The sequence below is a fragment of the Cellulosimicrobium cellulans genome (genome assembly GCF_042723955.1).
Lineage (GTDB): Bacteria > Actinomycetota > Actinomycetes > Actinomycetales > Cellulomonadaceae > Cellulosimicrobium > Cellulosimicrobium cellulans_H.
The window spans coordinates 1-22193 of record NZ_JBHXIC010000023.1; the positions used below are offsets into that span (position 1 = coordinate 1).

15 protein-coding genes are annotated in these 22193 nt (G+C 75.2%); 8 read left to right on the forward strand and 7 right to left on the reverse strand.

Annotated elements, in window-relative coordinates; all coding sequences use genetic code 11:
- Window positions 1–128 precede the first annotated feature (128 nt).
- Entirely contained in the window at window positions 129–1349 is a 1221-nt protein-coding gene (locus ACFWH7_RS08535; RefSeq protein WP_378216070.1) for an ATP-binding protein, read from the forward strand.
- 16 nt (window positions 1350–1365) lie between these two features.
- On the forward strand, window positions 1366–3075 hold the full coding sequence (locus tag ACFWH7_RS08540; RefSeq protein WP_378216071.1) for a tetratricopeptide repeat protein: 1710 nt from the start codon (window positions 1366–1368) through the stop codon (window positions 3073–3075).
- A gap of 66 nt (window positions 3076–3141) precedes the next feature.
- On the opposite strand, the gene ACFWH7_RS08545 is transcribed toward ACFWH7_RS08540, so the two are convergent.
- Entirely contained in the window at window positions 3142–4017 is an 876-nt protein-coding gene (locus ACFWH7_RS08545; RefSeq protein WP_378216072.1) for a TetR/AcrR family transcriptional regulator, read from the reverse strand.
- Window positions 4018–4137: 120 nt separating this feature from the next.
- Between ACFWH7_RS08545 and ACFWH7_RS08550 the strand changes: the two genes are divergently transcribed.
- Genes ACFWH7_RS08550 through ACFWH7_RS08560 form a run of 3 tightly spaced genes read left to right on the forward strand, consistent with a single transcriptional unit; the run spans window position 4138 to window position 6655 of the window.
- Window positions 4138–5169, forward strand: coding sequence for an ATP-binding cassette domain-containing protein (locus ACFWH7_RS08550; protein WP_378216073.1), 1032 nt, complete (start codon window positions 4138–4140; stop codon window positions 5167–5169).
- Window positions 5166–6017, forward strand: a complete 852-nt coding sequence (locus ACFWH7_RS08555) for an ABC transporter permease (protein WP_378216074.1) — start codon at window positions 5166–5168, stop codon at window positions 6015–6017. Before ACFWH7_RS08550 ends, ACFWH7_RS08555 begins: the two co-directional genes overlap by 4 nt.
- Before the next feature lie 41 nt (window positions 6018–6058).
- Window positions 6059–6655 carry a GNAT family N-acetyltransferase gene (locus tag ACFWH7_RS08560; RefSeq protein ID WP_378216076.1) on the forward strand — a complete coding sequence of 199 codons (597 nt, stop codon included), beginning with the start codon at window positions 6059–6061 and terminating at the stop codon, window positions 6653–6655.
- A gap of 75 nt (window positions 6656–6730) precedes the next feature.
- Here the strand turns inward: ACFWH7_RS08560 and ACFWH7_RS08565 are convergent, their stop codons facing one another.
- Window positions 6731–7525 (reverse strand): hypothetical protein, encoded by a 795-nt coding sequence (locus ACFWH7_RS08565; RefSeq protein ID WP_378216077.1) that lies wholly within the window; start codon window positions 7523–7525, stop codon window positions 6731–6733.
- 207 nt (window positions 7526–7732) lie between these two features.
- Entirely contained in the window at window positions 7733–9913 is a 2181-nt protein-coding gene (locus ACFWH7_RS08570; protein ID WP_378216078.1) for a hypothetical protein, read from the reverse strand.
- A 420-nt stretch (window positions 9914–10333) separates the two neighbouring features.
- On the opposite strand from ACFWH7_RS08570, the gene ACFWH7_RS08575 reads away from it, so the two are divergent.
- The gene (locus ACFWH7_RS08575; RefSeq protein ID WP_378216079.1) at window positions 10334–13387 is read left to right on the forward strand and encodes an esterase-like activity of phytase family protein; all 3054 of its coding nucleotides are present in this window, start codon (window positions 10334–10336) and stop codon (window positions 13385–13387) included.
- A gap of 95 nt (window positions 13388–13482) precedes the next feature.
- Here ACFWH7_RS08575 and ACFWH7_RS08580 read toward each other — a convergent pair whose 3' ends face one another.
- From ACFWH7_RS08580 to ACFWH7_RS08590, 3 genes are all read right to left on the reverse strand, one after another.
- Window positions 13483–13701 (reverse strand): PspC domain-containing protein, encoded by a 219-nt coding sequence (locus tag ACFWH7_RS08580; RefSeq protein WP_053370472.1) that lies wholly within the window; start codon window positions 13699–13701, stop codon window positions 13483–13485.
- A 111-nt stretch (window positions 13702–13812) separates the two neighbouring features.
- A complete protein-coding gene (locus ACFWH7_RS08585; RefSeq protein ID WP_378216080.1) occupies window positions 13813–14349 on the reverse strand; it encodes an O-acetyl-ADP-ribose deacetylase in 537 nt (178 codons plus the stop codon).
- A gap of 45 nt (window positions 14350–14394) precedes the next feature.
- Window positions 14395–15603, reverse strand: a complete 1209-nt coding sequence (locus ACFWH7_RS08590) for a beta-ketoacyl-[acyl-carrier-protein] synthase family protein (protein WP_378216081.1) — start codon at window positions 15601–15603, stop codon at window positions 14395–14397.
- A 201-nt stretch (window positions 15604–15804) separates the two neighbouring features.
- Between ACFWH7_RS08590 and ACFWH7_RS08595 the strand changes: the two genes are divergently transcribed.
- Together ACFWH7_RS08595 and ACFWH7_RS08600 are read left to right on the forward strand one after the other, a co-directional pair.
- Complete coding sequence (locus ACFWH7_RS08595) at window positions 15805–16548, forward strand: hypothetical protein (RefSeq protein ID WP_378216082.1); 744 nt, start codon at window positions 15805–15807, stop codon at window positions 16546–16548.
- A gap of 116 nt (window positions 16549–16664) precedes the next feature.
- Window positions 16665–17429, forward strand: a complete 765-nt coding sequence (locus ACFWH7_RS08600; protein ID WP_378216084.1) for an endo alpha-1,4 polygalactosaminidase — start codon at window positions 16665–16667, stop codon at window positions 17427–17429.
- Window positions 17430–17489: 60 nt separating this feature from the next.
- Here ACFWH7_RS08600 and hrpA read toward each other — a convergent pair whose 3' ends face one another.
- A complete protein-coding gene (gene hrpA, locus ACFWH7_RS08605; protein ID WP_378216085.1) occupies window positions 17490–22100 on the reverse strand; it encodes an ATP-dependent RNA helicase HrpA in 4611 nt (1536 codons plus the stop codon).
- Window positions 22101–22193 lie beyond the last annotated feature (93 nt).

Here is a 22193-nt window from a genome sequence, read left to right on the forward strand (position 1 = left end):
CCCGGGGGGGGGGCCCGCCCCCGACCCCGGCGGGGCCCCCCCCCGCGGGGGGCGCCGCGGCCTCGGGCGTCGGCCTGCACGCGCCGACCTCCGCCCCGGGGGGTCCCGACGACGGTCTCATCACGGGCGTGCCGTCGGACGCGACGATCCCGCGTGCACCGGGCGCGCCGCCGCACGGCACGAGCCCCGGGGCGACGTCCGGGTCCACGAACCCGGCCGCCGCTCCTGCGGGCCCAGCGGGGCCGCCGGGCATCGACTGGGACCGGCTGGAGCACGAGGTGGGCGTGCAGGTCCCGCCGCCGTTCGTCGAGCTGCCGTCGGTCGTCCGGCCCGCCGAGCAGCCCGTCGCGCCGGAGCCCGGCCCGGCCGCGCCGGCCGACCGGGGCGACGTCGGCGCGGCGCCCGCCCCGGGCGGGGCGCCGTTCCTCGTGCCCGCGCGCGACGACGCCCCCGACGACGGGTCCGGCCTGCTCGAGGTCTCGCGCGAGACGGTGACGCTCGCGGACGTCGGCGGCCTGGAGCCGGTGAAGCAGCGCATCCGCGAGGCGTTCCTCGAACCGATGCGGAACCAGGCGATCGCCAAGGCGTTCGGCAAGTCGCTGCGCGGCGGGCTCCTGCTCTACGGGCCGCCCGGGACCGGCAAGACGTACATGGCCCGGGCCGTCGCGGGCGAGCTCGGCGCGCGGTTCCTCACGGTGACGCTCGCGGACATCCTCGACAAGTACATCGGGGAGAGCGAGCAGAACCTCCACGCGCTGTTCCAGAAGGCGCGCCGGCTCGCGCCCGCCGTGCTCTTCCTCGACGAGGTCGATGCGATCGGCGGCAAGCGCGCGCAGTACTCCGGATCGTCCGGCATGCGGACCGTCGTCAACCAGCTCCTCCAGGAGATGGACGGCATCGGCTCCGACAACGACGGGCTGTTCGTCCTCGGCGCGACGAACCACCCGTGGGACGTCGACACCGCGCTGCTGCGCCCGGGTCGGTTCGACCGCGTCGTGCTCGTCCTGCCGCCCGACGAGCCCGCGCGCGAGGCGATCCTGCGCCACCACCTCGCCGGCCGCCCGGTCGCGGGGATCGACCTGCGTGCGATCGTGCAGCGCACCGACGGATTCTCCGGCGCCGACCTCGAGCACCTCGCGGCGACGGCGGCCGAGAAGGCGATGATGGACTCGATCGCGTCGGGGCAGGTGCGGCCGATCAGCATGGCGGACCTGGACGCCGCCCTCGCCGACGTGCGTCCCTCGACGACGGCGTGGCTCCAGTCCGCGCGCAACGTCGTCACGTTCGCGAACAACGACGGCCGCTACGACGACCTCGCCGCGTACCTGCGCGCGCGGCGCATGCTCTGAGCCGGGGACCTCGACCGTGAGCACCACGACCGACCCGCGCGCCGTCGCCTCGCGCGCGGAGCTGCTCGTCCAGATGGGGCGGCCCGAGCGCGCGCTCGACGAGGTCGACGACGCGCTCGCGAGCCTGCCCGACGACCCGCGGCTGCTCCTCGCCGCGGCCTGGGTGCGCCTGCACCTCCAGCGGTCGGTCGAGGCGCTGCCGCTCCTGGAGCAGGTCGTCGGCGCGCAGCCCGCGGCCGACGGCGCGCTGTACCTGCTCTCGATCGCGCGCCAGAACACCGGCGACGTGGCGGGCGCGCGCGACGCCGCGGCGAAGGCGCTCGAGCTCGACCCCGACGACGCGCGGTACCACCTTCAGCTCGCCGACACCCACCTGTCGGGCCGCGTGCGCGGCGCCGACCGGAGGCTCGCGCGCGAGCGCATCGAGTCGGCGCTCGAGCTCGCCCCGGAGAACCCCGACCGGATCGTGCAGGCCGCACGGCTGTGGTCGAGGCTCGGCGACGACGACCGGGCACGGACGCTCGTGCGCCAGGGCCTCGCCGTCGCCCCGGAGCACGAGGACCTGCTCTACCTCGACGCGGCGCTCGCCCTCGACGCGGGACGCAGCGCGAAGGGGTACAGCGGCGTCCTCGCGATGAACCCCGAGCACGCCGAGGCCGGCTACCTGCTGCACCTCAGCGTGTGGCAGCAGATCCTGCGTCTCGTCGAGATGCCGGTCCTGCTCGTCGGGGCGGTCGCGCTGGTCGTCGCCTTCTCGATGAGCGACGCGCACGTCGGCAGCGTTCCCGTCTGGGGGATCGTGGTCCTGCTGTGGACGGGGATCACCGCCCTGCGCGTGCTGCCCGTCCTCCTCCAGGTGCCGCGCGGCCTGCTGCGCCGCACGCTGCGCCGGACGCCGTTCCGGGGCGGGACCGTCGCCGCCGTGGTCGTGGGCTGGGTGGGCGTGCTCGCGGGTCTCGCGCTGCTCTACGTGGTGCGCGACGCCGTCGTCGTGCGCTGGTTCCTCGTCGGCCTCGGGGTGGTGCTCGCGGTCACGGCCGTGACGTCCGCGGTCCTGCACGCGGCCATGCTCACGCAGACGCGCGACCTCGGGTACCTCCCGCCCGGCCCGGCGGGCGCGGCCCGCATCGCCGCGCTGCGGTCGGGGCTGCGCGGCGCCGTCGTGCGTCGCACGGTGGTCATGGGCCTCGTCGCGATCGTGGTCGCCGCGATCGGCCCGGGCGGGTTCGCGCGCGGCGACGCCCGGCCGGTCGCGGCGCTCGCCGCCGTCGCGTTCGTCCTGCCGGTGGCGGTCGGGCTGTGGGTCGCGTGGCGGGTAGCCGCGCAGCAGCGCGCGGCGTCGGACGAGCGCCCGGCCGCCAGTGCCGGTGCCGCCGTCCGCGCCGGGCTGGGTGCCGCCGTCCTCCTCGTCGCGACGACGCTCCTCGCGCTCGGCGGCGTGGCGGCGCTGGCCGCGCTGCCGGTGAGCCCGGGCGAGCACGACGCCGACGGGCGCTACGTCCAGGCGCCGAAGGCCCCGCGCGACCCGGACTCGGACGTCCAGGAGTGCGGAGGCCGTCCCGTGACCCGTCTCTCCTGCATCCAGGAGAACAACCGCATCCGGCAGGAGGAGCTGCGCGACCGGATGGAGGACATCGACATCCCGAGCATCGACGTCCCGACGCTCGACCTGCCGGACCTGCCGGAGGTCCAGGTCCCCGACGCCCCGGCCCAGCCGGCTCCCTGACGAGGTGAGGCGTCGGGCGAGCGGGCGGGGCGGCGCCCCACGCGTGGACCCGGCACCGTGCGGCGGTCAGCCGTGGTCGGCGACCGCGCGGGCGGCGGCACGCTGGGCGACGAACGCCTCGATCCCGTCGAGGAGGATGTCGAGCCCGAACCCGATGTCGCTCTCCCAGTCGTCGGGCTGGGCCTCGGCGGGCGTCCACGCGGCGAGCGCCCCGGTGAGCGCGGGGTACGTCTCGGGGTCGACGAGCCGGGTGAGCACGAGCTCGTAGTCGGCGTACGGGTTGGCGGCCGCGACCGCGTCCTGGTCGAGCTCGGCCTCGGGCGTGTCGGCCGGGAGACCCTGCGCCTGGCGCACGGCCTCCGCGGCGGCGCGCCGGGTCTCGACCAGGACGCGCCCCTCGCCGAGCACGTGCTGCGCGAGGAGCCCCACGATCTGGAGCTTCTCGTCCGTCGTCAGGGCGAGCGGAGCGAGGATCGCGAACGCGCGGTCGATCCAACGCAGGCGGTTCGGGCCGACCTGCGCCGTCGTCAGCGGCAGGTCGAGGTACCACGGGCGCGCGAGGACGCCCTCGATCTGCGCGCGCGTCCACGCCGCGAGCCCGGCGCGCCAGTCGGTCTCGTCGTAGCCGGGCATCTCGAGCACGTCCGCGGCGGCGTCGGCCATGAGGACGAGGAGCTCGTCCTTGCTCTCGACGTAGCGGTAGAGCGCCATCGACGAGTAACCCAGCGACTCGGCGACGCGCGCCATGGACACCGCGGGCAGGCCCTCGGCGTCGGCGAGGTCGACGGCGGCGCGCACCACCTGCTCGACGGTGAGCGCGGGCTTGGGGCCGCGACGCGGTGCGGGGCCGCGTCCCCACAGGCGCGCGATGACGGGCGGGAGCTCCGTCCTGGCGTCCGGTCGGTCGGTGCTGGGTCGGTCGTCGGCGTCGGTCCCGGTCATGTCGTCATCCTCCCGTGGGGCTTGACCGCTCGCGAAACTGTGTCTACCGTCAGCAGAATAGTAGTGCCCATAAACAGTTTTGCTTGGAAGCGGTTTGCCCGGACGATCGAGGGAGTCCCCATGCCAGCACCCGACGTGCTCGTGCGCGCCGAGGGCCTGCGCAAGAGCTACGGCTCCACGCGCCGGTCCGTGCGCGTGCTCGACGGCGTCGACCTCACGCTGCACCGTGGCGAGGTCCTCGCCCTCCTCGGTCCCAACGGCGCGGGGAAGACCACCACCGTCCGCATCCTCGCCACGCTCCTGCGCCCCGACGGCGGGACGGCCACCGTCGCGGGTCACGACGTCGTGCACGACGCCGCGCGCGTGCGCGGCCTCATCAGCCTCACCGGCCAGTACGCGGCGGTCGACGAGAAGCAGTCGGGACGCGAGAACCTCACGATGATGGGTCGCCTCGCGCACCTGCCCCGCCGAGCCGCGCGCGCCCGCGTCGACGGACTGCTCGACGCGTTCGACCTCGCCGCGGCCGCCGACCGTCGCGTCGCGACCTACTCCGGCGGCATGCGGCGCCGGCTCGACCTGGCGGCTGGGCTCCTCACCCGTCCCCAGGTCATGTTCCTCGACGAGCCCACCACCGGCCTCGACCCGCGCAGCCGTCAGACCATGTGGGAGGTGATCCGCGGCGTCGTCGCCGACGGCACGAGCCTGTTCCTCACGACGCAGTACCTCGAGGAGGCCGACCAGCTCGCCGACCGCGTCGCGCTCGTCGACGACGGCCGCGTCGTCGCGGAGGGCTCGCCCTCGGACCTCAAGCGTCGCGTGGGTGACGCGAGCATCGAGCTCACGTTCGCGTCGGTCGCCGAGGCGGCGTCGGTCGAGTCGGCGGGGTCCCTCGTGTCCTCCGGCCAGGACCTCGCTCCGGCGGCCGGCGGCACCTCCGCGACGCTGCGCGTCGCCACCGACGGGTCGGTGCGGCACGTGCGCGACGTCCTCGCCACGGTGGCCGCGTCCGGCGTCGAGCCGGTGCGGTGGGAGGTGCGCGAGCCGACGCTCGACGACGTGTTCCTCACCCTCACCGGCCACGCGGCGCGCACACGCGACCGCGCCGACGAGCCCGGGACCGCCCCGGCCGACCACGAGGAGGCGGCGGCATGACCGCCCAGGCCACCGCTGCGCCGTCGGGCACGACGCCGCGCCTCCCCGCCCCTCTGGCCCGGCCGGGCCGCCACGTGCTCGCCGACGCTGCGACGATGGTCGCCCGGTCGCTACGGCTCGTGCGGCGCGAGCCGGACGAGCTGATCCTCGGGCTCGTGCTGCCGGTGATGCTCATGATCCTGTTCGTGTACGTGTTCGGCGGCGCGATGAGCGTCGGCACGGACTACGTCACGTACGCGACGCCGGGGATCATCCTGCTGTGCGCGGGCTACGGGGCGTCGAACACGGCGATCGCCGTGGAGCAGGACATGTCCGGCGGCATCATGGACCGGTTCCGGTCGATGCCGATCGCGAGCTCGACGGTCCTCGTCGGGCACGTCGTGGCGAGCGTCGTGAAGAATCTCGTCACGACGGGCGTCGTGCTCGGCGTCGCGTTCCTCATCGGCTTCCGACCCGACGCGGACGTGCTCGAGTGGCTCGGCGCCGTCGGGGTGGTCGCGGCGTACGTCCTCGCGATCACGAGCGTGGCTGCCTTCATCGGCGTGCTCGTGCGCTCGCCCGCCGCAGCCGGGGGCTTCGGCTTCTTCATGCTGTTCCTGCCGTACGTGTCGAGCGCGTTCGTGCCCCCGGAGACCATGCCGTCGTGGCTGCGCGGGTTCGCGGAGCACCAGCCCGTCACGCCGGTGATCGAGACGATCCGCGGCCTGCTCGTCGGCATGGACTCGACGGGCGCGCCGGTCACGGACCTCGGCCCGACGGCGGCGCTCGCCCTCGCGTGGTGCGGCGGCCTGGTCCTGGTGTTCCTCGGCGCGGCGGCATCCGTGTTCGCGCGCCGTCGTCGCCGGTAGACCGATCCGCGCGGCGAACTCACCCAGGAGGCAGGAAACGAATGATCGAGATCAGGCGCGGCGACGAGCTCGGCGAGAGCAGTCGGCGGCGGATCACCGAGGTTCTCGTGCGCGGCTTCGCGGACGACTTCGCGTACTTCTCGAAGGACCCGCGCGAGCTGGCGGACGCGTTCGCGCACATGCTCGTCCTCGAACGGTTCTACGTCGCGGTCGTCGACGGCGAGCCCGCCGCCGTCGCCTCGGTCACCGAGGGCGCGCAGGAGTGCTTCGCCCCCGAGAAGCGTCCCTTCCGGGACGCGTGGGGTCGTGTCCACGGCGCGATCAGCTACCGGATCGTCCGGAGCCAGTTCCTCGGCGCGTACGACGGCGCGCGGGACGGCCTCGCCGAGATCGGGTTCGTCACGACCGCGCCGGAGCACCAGGGTCGGGGTGTGGGCACCGCACTCATGCGCCACCTGATGGCGCTGCCGTACGACGAGCTCGTGCTGCGCGACATCAAGGACACCAACGCCCCGGCGCTCGGGCTCTACCGCAAGCTCGGGTTCACGGAGACGGGGCGCCGCCCGGTGCGGTTCGCCCGGCGGGCGGGGTTCTCGGCGTACGTCACCATGAGCCGCGCCCGGGACGTCGCGTCGTGACCGCTGCCGGCGCGGTGCCCGTCGGTCGATCTACCCGGCGAGCGGCGGCGCCGGAGCGTGCGCCGGGCGCCGTCGTCAGGAGCGGCGGCGTCGGCCGGACGCGCCGACGGCGAGCCGACCGGCGAGCGGGACGACGGTCTGGACGGCGATGCTGGCGACCAGCGCGATCCCGAAGGCCGCGGCGACGCCGAGCCGGTCCACGAGGAGTGCGACGAGGAGGCAGAACACCGCGAAGCCGGTGAGTCCGGCGAGCAGTCCCCGCAGGAGGCGGACGGTCTCGGCCGAGCCGCGCTGCGCGAGCGCGAACGCGGCGACCACGCTCGACGCGATCGGGAACGGCGCGAGCACACCCGTCATCGCCGGTCCGAGCGCGCCCGACGCGGTGGTGACGGCGAGGACGAGCGCCGCCGTCGTCGCGGCACGGGCGGGGAGATCCCACCAGGGCGGCGGGACGGTCGACGGCGGGCGCCCCGGTGCGTCGGGTGGCATGACCCGGGACGCGCCCCAGAACGTCGCGAGCGCCACCACGAACCCGATCCCGGCGGGCAGCGTCACCCGGGCGAGCGCCACGTCCGCCAGGAGGCACGCCGCCCAGGAGGCGGCGAGCGCACCGACCCAGCCGGTCCGGCGCGAGCACCAGGCGAACACCACGGCGAACAGTGCGAGGGACGTGAGGCCGAGGAGCGCCGAGGAGGCGGCGGCAGCTCCGAACGCGGTGCCGTGGTCGAGCGTGGTGATGAGCAGGATCGGCCCGGCGACGACCGGCAGCCCGACGAGCACCCCCGTGAGCCGCGCTCCCCAGCGCCGTCCGGCGAGCGTGGACGCGACCACGAGGGCCGGCGCCAGCACGAGCTTGAGGAGCAGCGTCACGCGGTCACGGTAGCCGGTGTCGGTCCGGCGGCAGCGCCCGACCGCTCGCGCCGGTGCGATGCGCCAGGGACACGAAGAAGGGCGGCGGTCCCGGAGTCCTGTCCACCGGGACCGCCGCCCGCGGGGGCGACACCGTCGACGTGAAGCCGCCCCCGAGTCGGGGGCCGGGCGGTGAGGAGGGGCCGCCCGGCCGTGCGCGACGGTCGGTCAGACCGCCGCGAGCCGACGGCGCAGCCCGAGCCCGACGCCCGCGACACCCGCGAGCACGGTCCCGCCGACGAGCGCCGACATGCCGAGCGACACCCGTCCGACGGGGCTGTTCTCGACGCTGTCCTTGAGCTCCGCCGTGCCGTCGGAGAGGGTCCCCGTGCCGTCGGACAGCGTGGCGGCGCCGTCCGCGATGCGGGTGCTGCCGTCGTGCAGGTCCGACGCGCCGTCGGCGAGCGTCGTCGTGCCGGCGTGCAGCGTCGTCGAGCCCTCGGCGAGCGCGGCGTTGCCCGCCGCCAGGGTCGTCGCGCCGGTGGACAGCGTCGTGAGCCCGTTCTGCAGGCGCAGCGTCCCGTCCTCGAGGCGCGTCGTCCCGGCGAACAGGTCGCCCGCGCCCGTGCGGAGCCGCACCGTGCCGGCCGCGAGGTCCGCCGCGCCGGTCGTGGCCCTGGCCGTCCCCGCCTTGAGGTCGGCGGCACCGGTGGCGAGATCCGACGTGCCCGTGGCGAGCTCGGAGGTCTTCGTCGCGAGGAACGCGTTGCCACCCGCGATCTGGAATGCGCCCTCGGCGAGGGAGGCCGTGCCCCGGGCAAGCGCTGCCGAGGCCTCGGCGGCACCGGCGTTGCCGTCCGCGACACGAGCGGCACCGGCGGCGACGTCCGAGGAGCCGACGAGGAGCCGGCTCGCACCCCCCGCGAGGTCCGCCGAGCCCGCGGCGAGCGCCGCAGTACCGTTCGCGAGGTCGCTGTTGCCCGTGGAGATCTCGCTGGCGCCGTCTGCGACGCCGCGCGCACCGCCGGCCACGCTCGCCGTGCCCTGGGCGACCTGGGCCGCTCCCGCCGCGACCCGCGTCGCGCCCTCGTGCGCGGCCTGCGCTCCGCGAGCCACCTCGTCGGCTCCCGCGCTGACCTTTTCGAGGCCTCCCGCGAGGCGAGCCGCGCTCGCCGCCGCACCGTCCTCACCTGCCAGTCCGTCGCGGAGCGCCGTCGCTCCGGTCGAGAGCCGGGCGGCGCCGGCATCGACGCCCGCCGCACCGTCCCGAACGGAGCCCGCGGCCCCCGCGAGGGCCTGGAGCCGTGCCTTGAGGGCGGGGTCGTCCGTCGTGGCGGCGAGGCCCGTGAGCTGGTCCGCCAGGGTCGTCGCGCCGTCGTGCACTGCGCCGGCGCCCTGTGCCAGGGACCGGGTCCCGTCCGTGAGCGAGGCAGCGGCGTCGCGTGCAGAGGCGATCCCGGCGCTGAGACGGTCCGCCCCGGCGTGCAGCGTCGCCGCCCCGTCGGCAACGACCGGCGCGCCCGACGCGAGCCGCGCGGTCCCGTCCTCGAGGTCGGCCGCGCCGACCGAGAGGCTCTGCGCCCCCGTCGCGACCGCGGCAGCGCCGTCGCGCAGCGTGCTGGTGCCGGTCGCGAGCGCGCCGGAGCCCCGGGCGAGGTCGTTCGCTCCCTTCGCGGCACCGGACATCCCGGCGGCGATCGCCGACGAGCCGTTCGCCAGACCGCCGACGCCCGCGGAGATCTGAGCCGCCCCACCGGCCACGGTGGTCGCGCCCGTCGCGAGGGTGGAGGTGCCCTCGGCCAGCAGCCCGGCGCCGTGCGCGGCGGTCGCGTTGCCGACGTACAGCTCGGCGGCGCCGTCCTTCAGCGTGCTCGCGCCGTCGGCGATCTGCGACGCACCGTCGGCGGCGCGCGCGTTGCCGGCGGCGAGGCGGGCGGCCCCGGCGTCGAGGTCCTTGCTGCCCGCGGCGAGGCGGGCCGCGCCGCTCGCGGCGTCGCCCGTGCCCGCGGCGAGGCGCGCGGCTCCGGCGTTCAGCTCGTCCGCGCCGGCGGCGAGCTCGGTCGCCCCGTCGAGCGCGGTGGTGCCGCCCGCGGCGAGCTGGGCCGCGCCGTCCGACGCCTTCTGCGCCCCGGTGACGAGGTCGCCGGCGCCGTCCTCCAGGTCGCCGGCCCCGTCGGCGAGGCGCTCGGCGCCGGCCTGGGCCTCGGCGGTCCCGTCGGCGAGCGTCGCCGCGCCGTCGGAGAGCTGCGCCGCCCCGTCGTCGAGGCGGGTGGCGCCGTCGGCGACCTTGCCGTTGTACACGAGCAGGAACGCGATCAGGCCGGCCACCGCGAGAGCGAGCACGGCGAGCGCGACGGACGTGAGGACCGTGTGGGTGCGCGACGGTCGGGGAGAGGCGTGCTGCGTCATCGGTCGTCCTTCCTCGCGCCCGGCGTCGTCGCGGGGCGGTCGGCAGTGGGGAGAGACAAGCGGGGGAGAGGGCGGAGAGAGCCGGGCCGTGCTCACCCGGCGCGGAGAGGGCGCCGGGGCCGCGCCCGCCAGCGTTGGTGGGACGTGGAGTAGCAGGTAAATCTCGAAAGACGCTAGCAACCGCCGACGCAGGGCGGACAGCGAGTACTAGGTACTTTCGCCGTCACGATTCGGTCACGGGGCCGAAGTATCAGGTACTCCGCCCCGGAACCCGTCGCTCGGGGCAACGGGCGGGTCTCCAGAGGCCCGCACCTGCCGGTGCGCACTGTTCATCCACCCGTCACCCGGCGGTCCCGGGACGGTCGTCGTCGCGCCACCGGGGGACACCAACCTCTGCTCGACCCTCGTCGAAGGAGAGACATGTCAGTCATCCCCGAGCAGGCCCGTCAGCGGACCGCGATGCGCACCCCCGTGCGCGCCCCGGCCCGCCGCACGCGCCTCGCCGCGCTCGTCGCCACGGGCGCGACGCTCACCCTGGGCCTGGGCGCGCTGCCCGCGCTCGCCGCGGTTCCCACGAACCCGGCCGGCGCCGCGTCGTCGACCCCGGCGGCAGCCCTCGCGGCGGCAGGTGCCTGGTCGACGCCGGCCGCGGACGAGACGTTCCACCGCCTCGCCACGTACCCCGTGTTCCAGAACCGACCGGCCGGCGAGGACGCCGCGGCCGAGACGGTCGCCGAGATCTCGGCGGTGAGCGAGGACGGGCGCACGGTCGTCCACACGGACGCGCTCGCGCGCCGCATCGGCTTCCTCGACCTCACCGACCCGAGCGCGCCGAAGGGCCTGGGCACGCTGAGCCTCGCCGAGCTCGGCTCGGAGCACGACGAACCGACGTCGGTCGCGATCGTCGGCGAGTACGTCCTCGTCGTCGTCGACACGTCCGTGAGCTTCACGGAGCCGAGCGGTCGCCTGGACGTCGTCGACCTCGCCACGCGCGAGCGCGTGCGGTCGCTCGACCTCGGGGGCCAGCCCGACTCGATCGCCGTGACGCCCGACGGCGCGCACGCCGTCGTCGCGATCGAGAACCAGCGTGACGAGGAGATCACCCCCGAGGGCGGCGACGAGGGCGACCTCCCGCAGCTCCCCGGCGGCTTCCTCCAGATCCTCGACCTCCCCGGCGAGGACCCCGCCGCGTGGTCGACCCGCGCCGTCCCGTTCCTCGACGAGGCCGGCGCGCCGCTCCCCGTCGTCGCGGCGGCCGGTCTCGACACCCCGCAGGACCCCGAGCCCGAGTACGTCGCCGTCAACCCGGCGGGCACCAAGGTCGCGGTGACGCTCCAGGAGAACAACGGTGTCGCCGTCGTCGACATCGCGACGGGCGAGATCGAGACCGTCTTCTCGGCGGGCGCGGTCGCCGTGTCCGGGATCGACGTGAAGAAGGACGGCGTGATCGACCAGACCGGGTCGATCCCGGCGACGCCGCGCGAGCCCGACGCGATCGGCTGGCTCGACGACGCGCACGTCGCGACCGCGAACGAGGGCGACTGGAAGGGCGGCTCGCGCGGCTGGTCGGTGTTCGACGCCGCGTCGGGCGAGGTCGTGTGGGACGCGGGCGCCGAGCTCGAGCGCCTCGCGGTGCGCGTCGGCCTCCACACCGAGGACCGCGCGGCCAAGAAGGGCGTCGAGCCCGAGGGCCTGAGCGTCGCGACGCTCGGCGGGACGCGCTTCGCGTTCGTCGGCTCGGAGCGCTCGAACTTCGTCGCCGTCTACGACGTCTCCGACCCGAGCGACCCGCGGTTCGTCCAGGTGCTCGCGACGACCAACGGCCCCGAGGGCCTTCTCGCCGTGCCGGAGCGCGACCTGCTCGTCGTGTCGAGCGAGGAGGACGACGCCGAAGCGGGCGTGCGGTCGGCCGTCACCGTGTTCGGGCGCGGCGCGCGGTGGGCCGACGGTGCGGGGTCGCCGCGGTTCCCGAGCGTCGTCTCGGCGGACGCGACGCACGGCCCGCAGGCCGGCGCCCCGATCGGGTGGGGCGCGCTCGGCGCGCTGAGTGCCGACCCGACCGATCCCCAGCGCCTGTGGACGGCGACCGACGCCGCGTACTCCACGACGCAGCTCCTGTCCCTCGACGTCAGCGGCTACGGCGCGGGTTCCCCGGCCGTCATCGACCGGACCGTGACCCTCACGCGCGACGGCGCCCCGGTGGGCCTCGACGTCGAGGGCGTCGCTGCCCGTGCCGAGGGCGGCTTCTGGCTCGGCGTCGAGGGTGCGAAGGGCGCGGACAACGCGATCGTGCGCGTCGACGCCGCTGGCGCGATCGTCGAGACCGTCGCGCTGCCCGAGGGCGTCGCCGCCGGCCTCGGCAAGCAGGGCATCGAGGGCGTCGCGGTCTCGGCGCCCGTCACGGAGGCCGGCGAGCGCGTCGGCGAGCAGGTGTGGGTCGCGCTCCAGCGCGGCCTGACCACCGACGACGGCGGCACGGCGGGCACCGCGCGCCTCGGCCGCTACGACGTCGCGTCGGGCACGTGGGACTGGTTCGCGTACCCGCTCGAGCAGACCACGACCGACGGTGACTGGCTGGGTCTCAGCGAGGTGACCGTCGTCGACCACGACACCCTCGCCGTGATCGAGCGCGACAAGCTCAACGGTCCCGCCGCCGCGGTGAAGCGCGTCTACGCGGTCGACGTGCCCGACGTCGCCGTCGGGGCCGCGTCGACGACCCCGGTCGCCGTGACCAAGACGCTCGCGCACGACGTCCTGCCCGACCTGCGCGCCACGAACGGCTGGACGCAGGAGAAGCTCGAGGGCCTCACGGTCGGCGGCGACGGCACGGTCTGGGCGATCACCGACAACGACGGCCTCGACGACGCGACGGGCGAGACCGTGCTCCTGAGCCTCGGCGCGGCGTCGGACGTGTTCGAGGGGCACCTCGACGGTGAGAACCCGGGCGGACCGGGCGAGCCCGGCGAGACGCCCGGCGCGGGCGAGGAGCCGCCGTCGTCCCCGCTGCACACGGTCGGCGCGGACGACCTCACCGACGCGAACCACGGCGGCGTCACCCTCTCCCCGGCGCAGGTCCGCGCGGGTGAGCAGGTCACGGCGACGGCCGAGGGCTTCGCGCCCGGCGAGTGGGTCTCCGCGACCCTCTTCTCGACGCCGGCGGACCTCGGGATGTACCGCGCCGACGCCTCGGGCACCCTCACGGCGACCGTGACGGTCCCGGCCGACGCCGCGGCGGGCGAGCACCGGTTCGCGATCGTCGGGCAGGTGGACGGGCGCGTCCTGTGGACGGAGCTCGAGGTCCTCGCGGCGGACGGTGCGCCCGGCGGCTCGGACGGCGCGGAGGAGGGCGGGCCCGACGGTCTCGCCACGACCGGCGCGCACGTCGGCGCGCTCGTGGGCCTCGCCATCGTGCTGATCGCCGGCGGCGCGACGATCGTCGTCGCCCGGCGCCGTATGCGCGGCCTCCCGGGCTGACGAGCGGGCCCCACGCCGAACCCGGGCTTGCGGGCGGTCTCGAGCCCGAGACCGCCCGCAACCCCGGGCTCGGCCGACTGGCGCTGGCGCCCGGCTCAGTCGCGGTCGTTGGGCATGAGGGCCCAGAGGATGAGGTAGGCGATGACCTGCGGGCCGGGGAGCAGGATCGAGACCGCGGCGACGATGCGCACGACGGTCGGGTCCCACCCGAACCGGCGGGCGATCCCTGCGCACACGCCCGCGATCATCCGGCCGTGGCGCGGCCGGGACAGGGTCGGCCGGAACGAGGCTGCGGAGGCGTCTGAGGTGCTCATACCTCGACGGTAGGAGCCCGCTCGTCGCGGCGGTATCGGGAAGTCCCCCGAACCGACCCTGATCCTCGCGAGGCCGACCCTGACCCCTTGCTCAGCTCCAGAGGGCCCGGCTCAGCTCCCGAGGGTGGCCTCGAACGCCGCCAGAGCGCGGGGCGACGCGAGCGCGAACGTCACGGCGGTGACGCCGTCGCCGGGGTCGACACCCGGACGGGCGGCCGACCACCCGCGCACTGCCCCGACCGCGACCCGCGCGACGTCGTCGACGTCCCAGCCGTAGACGCCCGCGCTCACGGCGGGGAAGGCGACGGTCGCGGCGCCGAGGTCGGCGGCGACGTCGAGCGAGCGCGTGAAGCACGACGCGAGGAGTGCGGGGTCGGTCTGGCCGCGGTGGCGGTTCGGCCCGACGGTATGGACGACCCAGCGGGCGGGGAGGTCGTAGGCGCCGGTCGCGACGGCGTCGCCGACGGGCAGGCCGTCGGGGAGGGCCGTGCGCCGGATCCGGCGGCACTCCTCCAGGAGCCCGGGACCGGCGGCGGCGTGGATGGCGCCGTCCACGCCCCCACCGCCGAGCAGCGACGAGTTGGCGGCGTTGACGATCGCGTCGGCGGTGAGCGTCGTGATGTCGGCGAGCCGGGCGTCGAGGTCCATGGCTCCATCCTCACGCGAGTGTCGTCGTTGCTCGCGCCGGGGAGGTCAGTCGCGCGAGACCACGACGCTCGCGCTGTGGCCGCCGAAGCCGAACGCGTTGACCAGCGCGTGGCGGGCGGCGGTCTCCCGGGCCGATCCCCGCACGACGTCGAGGTCGATCGCCGGGTCGAGCGCGTCGAGGTTGAGCGTCGGCGGCACGCGGCCGTCGCGCACGGCGAGCAGCGCGACGAGGATGCCCAGCGCGCCCGAGGCGCCGAGCAGGTGGCCCGTCGCGCCCTTGGTGCTCGTCACGGGCGGGGGCATGCCGAGCGCGGCGTGGAGGGCGTCGGACTCGTTGACGTCGCCCACCGGGGTCGACGTCGCGTGCGCGTGGACGAGGCCGAGGTCGCCGGGGGAGAGGCCCGCCGAGCGCAGCGCCATCCCGATCGTGCGGGCCTGGTTCTCGGGGTCGCCGCCGACGATGTCGAACGCGTCGGAGGTCAGCGCGGCGCCGGAGACGACGCCGTGCACCGCGGCGCCGCGAGCTCGCGCGTGCTCCTCGCTCTCGAGGACGAGGAGCGTCGAGCCCTCGCCCATGACGAAGCCGTCGCGGTGCACGTCGAACGGTCGCGACGCGCGCTCGGGCTGGTCGTTGCGCGTCGACATGGCCCGTGCCGCCGCGAAGGCGGCGAGCGAGAACGGGCGGACGCCCGCCTCCACCCCGCCGCACACGACGACGTCCGCCGACCCGGCGAGGATCATCTCGCGGCCCATCGTGATCGCCTCCGACCCCGCGGCGCACGCGCTGATCGGCGCCCGCGCACCCGCCTTGGCCCCCAGGTCGATCGAGAGCCAGGCCGCCGGACCGTTGGCCATGAGCATGGTGACGGTGTGCGGCGAGACGCGCCGCGGCCCGTGCTCGTCGAGCACGTGGGACTGGTCGAGCGTCGTCGCGATCCCGCCGTTCGCGGACCCGACGACGACGGCGAGCCGCGTCGGGTCGACGTCGGGCGACCCGGCCGACGCCCAGGCCTCGCGGCCCGCGACGAGCGTGAGCTGCTCGGCCCGGTCCGTGCGGCGCGCCTCGCGCACGGCGAGGCCCTCCGCGAAGGCGTCGTCCACCCGCGCCGCGATGCGCACGGGCAGGTCGGCGGCCCAGTCCTCCTTGATGGCCCGCACCCCGGGCTCGCCGCGCAGCAGCGCGTCCCAGGTGTCCTCCGCGGTGAGCCCCACAGGGGTCACCGCCCCGTAGCCGGTGACGACGGCTCGTGTCATGGTGTCCCCCTACCTGCGGGCGTCGCCCCGGCGGCGACGGTTGTGGTCGATGGGTCCCATTTCAAGACATCCGTATGGGGTTTGTCTTGTCCGACAGTGTGACAGTGCGCACGCTCTCGCTCACCACGAGTGAAGCGGCAGGTGGGTGATCGGGGCGCGGCCGTCTCGCAAGGTCGCGCACGGTCGGCACACAGACGGGACATGGAGGAGCGCCAGGTGGGTCGTGCTGGGGGTGCGGTCGTCGCGGTGGCGGCCGCCGTGCTGGGGCTCGCGGGCTGCGCGACGGCGGACGGCGCCGGCGCGGAGGGTTCGTACCGGTGCTGGGAGACGGTGGTCCCCGACGACGTGCTGGAGTCGGGCGTGACGGCGGACCACCTGAGCGAGGGCGGCCGGGCCGCCCTCGACGGTCTCGAGGTGCCGCCGATCGACCCTGCCGAGTGGACCGTCGTCGAGGACGACGCCGAGCGGGTCGCGCTCCTGCGCGAGCTCGACGACCCCGAGGACCTGGGCGCCGGTGACGTGCGCACGCACGAGATGCTGGTGGTCGAGCTGACCGACGCCACGGACGTCGACCCGGTGCCGACGTGGTTCCTCACCGCCGCGCAGACCTGCGCGCTGCGCGCCGACCTCGACGGGCTCGGCACCGCGACGCTCACGCTCGACCCGGATCACCCGCGCGCCCCCGACGCGCGCGAGGTGCACCTGCTCGTCACGGAGATGGCGTGCAACAGCGGGGAGGACGCCGAGGGCCGGGTGCGGTTGTCAGCGCTCGCCGTGCGTGACGACGCCGTCGCGGTGACGGTCGGCGTCGAGCCGCGCACGGGCGAGGCGGACTGCCCGTCGAACCCGCCGACACCGTTCGTCGTGGAGCTCGACGAGCCCCTCGGCGACCGCGTCGTGCTCGACGCGTCGGTCCACCCGGCGCGGGAGGTCGTGCTGCCGTGAGGCCGGGTCTCGTCGGGCTCGTGGCGCCTGCGGCCGTCGTGCTGGCCCTCCTCGCAGCGGGGGCGACCGGGTGCACCGTCGACCGGACGCCTACGGCGACCGCGTCTCCTCTGCAGGTGCCGGCGTTCGACCTCCCGCCGACCGACGGCGTCCTCGACTACCAGCTCGGCGGCGCGTACGACGAGGTCGACGCCGGTCCCGGGCCCGTGCCGCCCGACGTCGTCGTCCGGGACGCGACCGCCGAGCCCCTGGCCGGTGCCTACTCGGTCTGCTACGTCAACGGGTTCCAGACCCAGCCGGGCGAGGCCGACCGGTGGCTCGACTACCACGAGGACCTGCTGCTGCACGACGCGGCCGGTGGCCTCGTCGTCGACCCCGACTGGCCGGACGAGCACGTCCTCGACCCGTCCACCGCCGAGCAGCGCGAGGGCATCCTCGCGATCCTCGGCCCGGTCGTCACGGGCTGCGCCGACGACGGGTTCGACGCCGTCGAGATCGACAACCTCGACACCTGGACGCGCTTCGACGCGATCGACGAGGACGGCGCCCACGCGCTCGCGCGGGCGTACGTCCACCTCGCGCACGACGCCGGGCTCGCCATCGCGCAGAAGAACGCGGCGGAGGTCGCGGGGGTCGCGCGCGACGACCTCGGCTTCGACTTCGCCGTCACCGAGGAGTGCGCGGTCTTCGACGAGTGCGCCGCCTACACCGACGTCTACGGCAGCCACGTGCTCCAGGTCGAGTACCCCGACGCGCTCGCCGACGCGGGTCTCACTTTCGACGACGTGTGCGCCCTCGACGACCGCGCCCCGCTCGCGATCCTGCGCGACCGCGACCTCGTCACCCCCGACGACCCCGGCTACGTCTACGACGCCTGCTGACGCACCGCCCGACGGCTCTCAGTCCATGCGCCGGCCCAACGGGCTGTTCGGCGCCGCGCGTCACCAGCCGTCGGGCGTGAGGAGCTTGCGGATGCGCTTCTCGCTCACAGGGCCGTCGGTCCCGAGCTGCTGCGCGAACAGCGACACGCGCAGCTCCTCGATCAGCCACCGGACCTCGGCCAGGTCGGCCGCGCGGACGGGGTCGGCCGGACCCTGCGTGAACGCGGCGCGGGCGCGCTGGTACGCCTCCTCGACGTCGTGCACGCGCCACGCGAGCTCGGCGTCACGGTTCGGGTTCGCCTGCGCCTTCTCCAGCCGGTACGACGCCGCTCGCAGGTAGCGCGTGAGGTGCGGCAGCCGCCGCGGCGGGGTCTGGGAGACGAAGCCGTCGTGGATCAGGCCCGCGGCCTGGTCGCGCAGATCGGTGAGCGTGTTGAGCAGCGCGAGGCTGTTCGACGCGCGGATCTCCGCGTCGAGGTTCCGCGACGCCGTGAGCGCCGCGACCACGTGCCCGACGACCTGGTGCACCTGGTCCTCCAGGTGCGTCCGCACGAACGCCCGCGCCGCCGCGTAGGTCTCGGCGTCGCGGATCGTCGCGACGTCCGGCTGCTTGCCGTACTGCCCGCTGCCCCCGCTTGTCAGCGCGATCACCGCGGCGAGCTGGAGGTCCGCGACGAGCGCCTCGGTGTTCCGGTACGGGCCGGCCGCCATCGTGAGCGACTGCGTCCCGTTCCACCGGCTCGTGATGCGCCCGGTCTGGAGTGCCGTCTCGGAGAGCAGCACACGCCGCACGCCGCGCGCGTGCTCGCGCGCCTGCGCGTTCGCGTCGGCCAGCACGCGCAGCGCGACGACCGGCTTCCCCGTGGCGTCCTGCTCCTCGACGACCGCCGGGTACCCCCGGACGACGACCCCACCCCCGAGGTCCGTCGACACCGTCGCGGGCAGCTCGCCGCCCCTGAGTTCGGGCCACGTCGTGAGACCGGTCTGCTCGGTGACGAGCGCGGCAGCGTCCCCGGCGGCTGCCGCTCCTCGTCCTGCACCTCGCCCGGGCGAGCCGGCCGCCGTGGCCGCCCGCCCGTCGTCGGCCCCCGTGGCCTGGCTGCCGCGTGTCGGTGAGCCGGACGCCCCCTCCGCCACCGGACCCGACCCCGAGACCGACGCACCCGTCCCTGAGACGGAACTCGACGCCGCCTCGCGGAGAGCAGCGCCCACCGCCCCCTTGACGGCCGCCCGCACCGCCGCCTGGTTCTGTGCCGCGAGGCGGCGCTGGAGCGCGAGAAGATCCTTCGACTCGTCGAGGACGACCGAACCGCCCCGGCCGCGCGGGTCCTCGACGCGGAACGTCACGCGCAGGTGCGCGGGCAGGCGTGCCTCCTGCTCGGGGCCCCACGCGTCGTCGGGGATGATGACGTCGCGCAGGGCGCGGACGGCGCGGGTGAACGCGACGTGGAACGGCTCGGCCATGTCGCCCGCGCGGGCCATGTCCTCCCACGTGGGCGTGTGCTCACGGAGCCAGGCGACGACGTCGCGCGCGACGTCCGGGGCGGGCACGAGCTGGACGCGGACCGGCTTGGGCAGCGAGCGGATCGTCGCGGTGGCGAGCTCGTCGAGCAGGCCGGGGACCATCCAGTCGAACCCGTCGGGCACGACGCGGTTGAGCACGGAGATCGGGACGTGCACCGTGACGCCGTCGGCCTCGGTCCCGGGCTGGAACTGGTAGGTGAGCGGGAGCGTGAGCTCGCCCTGGGGCCAGGTCTCGGGGAACTGCGAGGTGTCGATCTGCTCGGCGTCGGGCACCAGCTGCTCGAGCGTGAAGGTGAGCAGGTCGGGGTCGCGGCGCCGCGCCGTCTTCCACCAGCGGTCGAAGTGCGCGGCGGACACGACGTCGTCGGGCACGCGCTCGTCGTAGAAGTCGAACAGCACGTCGTCGTCGACGACGAGCCCGCGCTGGCGCGAGCGTGCCTCGAGCTCCTCAGCCTCCTCGAGGAGCTTGCGGTTGTCGTGGAAGAACCGGTGGTGCGTCGTCCACTCGCCCTGCACGAGCGCGTGCCGCACGAACATCTCGCGTGCGGCCTCGGGGTCGACCTTGGCGTAGAGGACCTTGCGGTCCGCGACGATCGGCACGCCGTACAGCAGCACCTTCTCGGTCGCGATCGCCGCGCCGCGCTTGGTCGACCAGTGCGGCTCGGAGTACGTGCGCCGCGCGAGGTCGCCCGCGAGGTCCTCGGCCCACTCGGGCTGGATGCGCGCGACGTCGCGCGCCCACAGCCGCGACGTCTCCACGAGCTCGCCCGCCATGATCCACGCCGGCGGCTTCTTGCTCAGCGGCGACCCGGGGAAGATCGCGAACCGCGCGCCCCGTGCGCCGGTGTACTCGTTGCGCGCCTGCTTCTGCGCGCGCCGCAGCGCCTTGGCCCGAGCCTCGCCCTTGAGGTGCGCGACCGACGACGCCTTCACGTCGCCCGTGTCCTGCATCCCGATCTGCGACAACAGTCCGGACAGCAGCGCCCGATGGATGGTGTCCCCGTCCCACGCCCGCTTGTACGCGGCCCCGTCCCCGTTGAGTGCGGGGGATTCGTCGTCTCGGGCGCCGTCGGACGACGAGTCCCCCGCACTCGACGGTCGGGGGGAGGCGTTGCGGGGCTTGTACGACATGTCGATGCCGAGGGGCTTGGACATCTCGCGGAGCTGGGCGACGACGTCCTGCCACTCGCGGATGCGCAGGAAGTTGAGGTACTCGGCCTTGCACAGGCGGCGGAAGGCCGACGACGAGAGCTCGTGCTGCTGCTCGCGGACGTACTCCCAGACGTTGAGGTACGTGAGGAAGTCGGAGTGCGGGTCGGTGAAGCGCGCGTGCGCCTGGTCGGCCTGCGCGCGGACCTCGGCGGGGCGCTCGCGCGGGTCCTGGATCGACATGACGGCGGCGATGATCGCGACCTCGCGCGCGACGCCGAGCTTCGACCCCTCCCAGATCATGCGGGCGAGGCGCGGGTCCATGGGGAGCTGCGCGAGGACGCGCCCGACCTCGGTGAGGCGCGTCACGCCGTCGGACGTGGCGAGGGCGCCGAGCTCGGTGAGGAGCTGGACGCCGTCGCGCACGGCGCGCGTGTCCGGGGGCTCGACGAACGGGAAGCGCGCCACCTCGTCCGGGGTCTCGACGACGCCGACGGAGATCATCTGGAGCAGCACGGACGCGAGGGAGGTGCGCAGGATCTCGGGCTCGGTGAACTCGGGCCGGGAGAGGAAGTCGTCCTCGGAGTAGAGGCGCACCGCGATGCCGTCGGCGACGCGGCCGGAGCGGCCGGAGCGCTGGTTCGCGCTCGCCTGCGACACGGGCTCGATCGGCAGGCGCTGGACCTTCGTCGCCTTGGAGTAGCGCGAGATGCGGGCTGTTCCGGGGTCGACGACGTAGTGGATGCCGGGCACGGTGAGCGACGTCTCGGCGACGTTCGTCGCGAGCACGATGCGCCGCGACGCGTGCGCCTGGAACACGCGGTGCTGCTCGGCCGACGACAGCCGCGCGTACAGCGGCAGGATCTCGACGCGCTGCGGGTGCTTCGGGTCGGTGACGCGGTCCTTGAGGTGGCCGGTGAGCGCGTCGGCGGCGTCGTGGATCTCGCGCTCGCCGGAGAGGAACACGAGGATGTCGCCGTGCCCCTCGCGCATGAGCTCGTCGCACGCGTCGACGATGCCGGTCACGAGGTCCTTCTCCTCGGCGCCGGCGCGCCCCTTGGCCTTCCCGGAGCCGGGGTCGACGTCGGGCGACAGCGGCCGGTACCGGATCTCGACCGGGTAGGTGCGGCCGGAGACCTCGACGACGGGCGCGGCGTCGGGCAGCGCGTCGACCACGTAGTCCGGCGCGCCGCCGAGCTGAGCGAGGTGCGCGGGGGAGAAGTGCTGCGCGAAGCGCTCGGAGTCGATCGTCGCCGACGTGATGATCAGCTTGAGGTCGGGGCGGCGCGGCAGGAGCCGCGCGAGGTAGCCGAGCAGGAAGTCGATGTTGAGGGACCGCTCGTGCGCCTCGTCGACGATGATCGTGTCGTAGGCGAGCAGCTCCGGGTCGCGCTGGATCTGCGCGAGCAGGATGCCGTCCGTCATGACCTTGACGAGCGTGTCCTCGCTGGAGGTGTCGGTGAACCGCACCTGGTACCCGACGACGCCGCCCAGCTCCGTGCCGAGCTCCTCCGCGATCCGCTCGGCGACCGTGCGCGCGGCGATGCGGCGGGGCTGCGTGTGCCCGACCTGACCCGTGCGGCCACGGCCGAGCTCGAGCGCGATCTTGGGGAGCTGCGTCGTCTTCCCGGAGCCCGTCTCGCCCGCGACGATGACGACCTGGTGGTCCCGGATCGCGGCGGCGATGTCCGCGCGACGCGCGCTGACGGGGAGCTGCTCGGGGTACGTGATGGGCGGGACCGTCACGCTCTCGCGCGCCTGCGTGGCCCGTTCGAGCTGCGCGCGGCTCACCTGCCGCGGGCCGGACGGCGCCCGCTCGCCCCGCGCGCGCCGCCCCTGGGCCGCGTTCGTCGAGGTGCCCGACGCCGCGTGGTCGCCCCGGCCACGCCCGCGGCGGTTCCCGCGGCGTCGGCGACCCTCGCGCGGGGTGCCCTCGGCGGCGCCGTCCCGCTGGGGAGGGCGCACGTCAGGCTGGTTCGCTGCGGGCTCGGTACTCACGACGGTCCATTCTCTCAACCCGTCGCAACTTCATTGCTCTCGGTCCGGGGGAGATCGTGGCGAGAGCTGCTGTCATCTTGCTAGCATCGCCGT

Excerpts from the sequence above, each read along its gene's own strand:
- ACFWH7_RS08585 (WP_378216080.1), bottom strand. The coding sequence starts at position 14,349 with ATGGACCTCGACGCCCGGCTCGCCGACATCACGACGCTCACCGCCGAC.
- ACFWH7_RS08575 (WP_378216079.1), top strand. The coding sequence starts at position 10,334 with ATGTCAGTCATCCCCGAGCAGGCCCGTCAGCGGACCGCGATGCGCACC.
- ACFWH7_RS08570 (WP_378216078.1), bottom strand. The coding sequence starts at position 9,913 with ATGACGCAGCACGCCTCTCCCCGACCGTCGCGCACCCACACGGTCCTC.
- ACFWH7_RS08580 (WP_053370472.1), bottom strand. The coding sequence starts at position 13,701 with ATGAGCACCTCAGACGCCTCCGCAGCCTCGTTCCGGCCGACCCTGTCC.
- ACFWH7_RS08590 (WP_378216081.1), bottom strand. The coding sequence starts at position 15,603 with ATGACACGAGCCGTCGTCACCGGCTACGGGGCGGTGACCCCTGTGGGG.
- ACFWH7_RS08550 (WP_378216073.1), top strand. The coding sequence starts at position 4,138 with ATGCCAGCACCCGACGTGCTCGTGCGCGCCGAGGGCCTGCGCAAGAGC.
- ACFWH7_RS08555 (WP_378216074.1), top strand. The coding sequence starts at position 5,166 with ATGACCGCCCAGGCCACCGCTGCGCCGTCGGGCACGACGCCGCGCCTC.
- ACFWH7_RS08545 (WP_378216072.1), bottom strand. The coding sequence starts at position 4,017 with ATGACCGGGACCGACGCCGACGACCGACCCAGCACCGACCGACCGGAC.
- ACFWH7_RS08595 (WP_378216082.1), top strand. The coding sequence starts at position 15,805 with ATGGAGGAGCGCCAGGTGGGTCGTGCTGGGGGTGCGGTCGTCGCGGTG.
- ACFWH7_RS08560 (WP_378216076.1), top strand. The coding sequence starts at position 6,059 with ATGATCGAGATCAGGCGCGGCGACGAGCTCGGCGAGAGCAGTCGGCGG.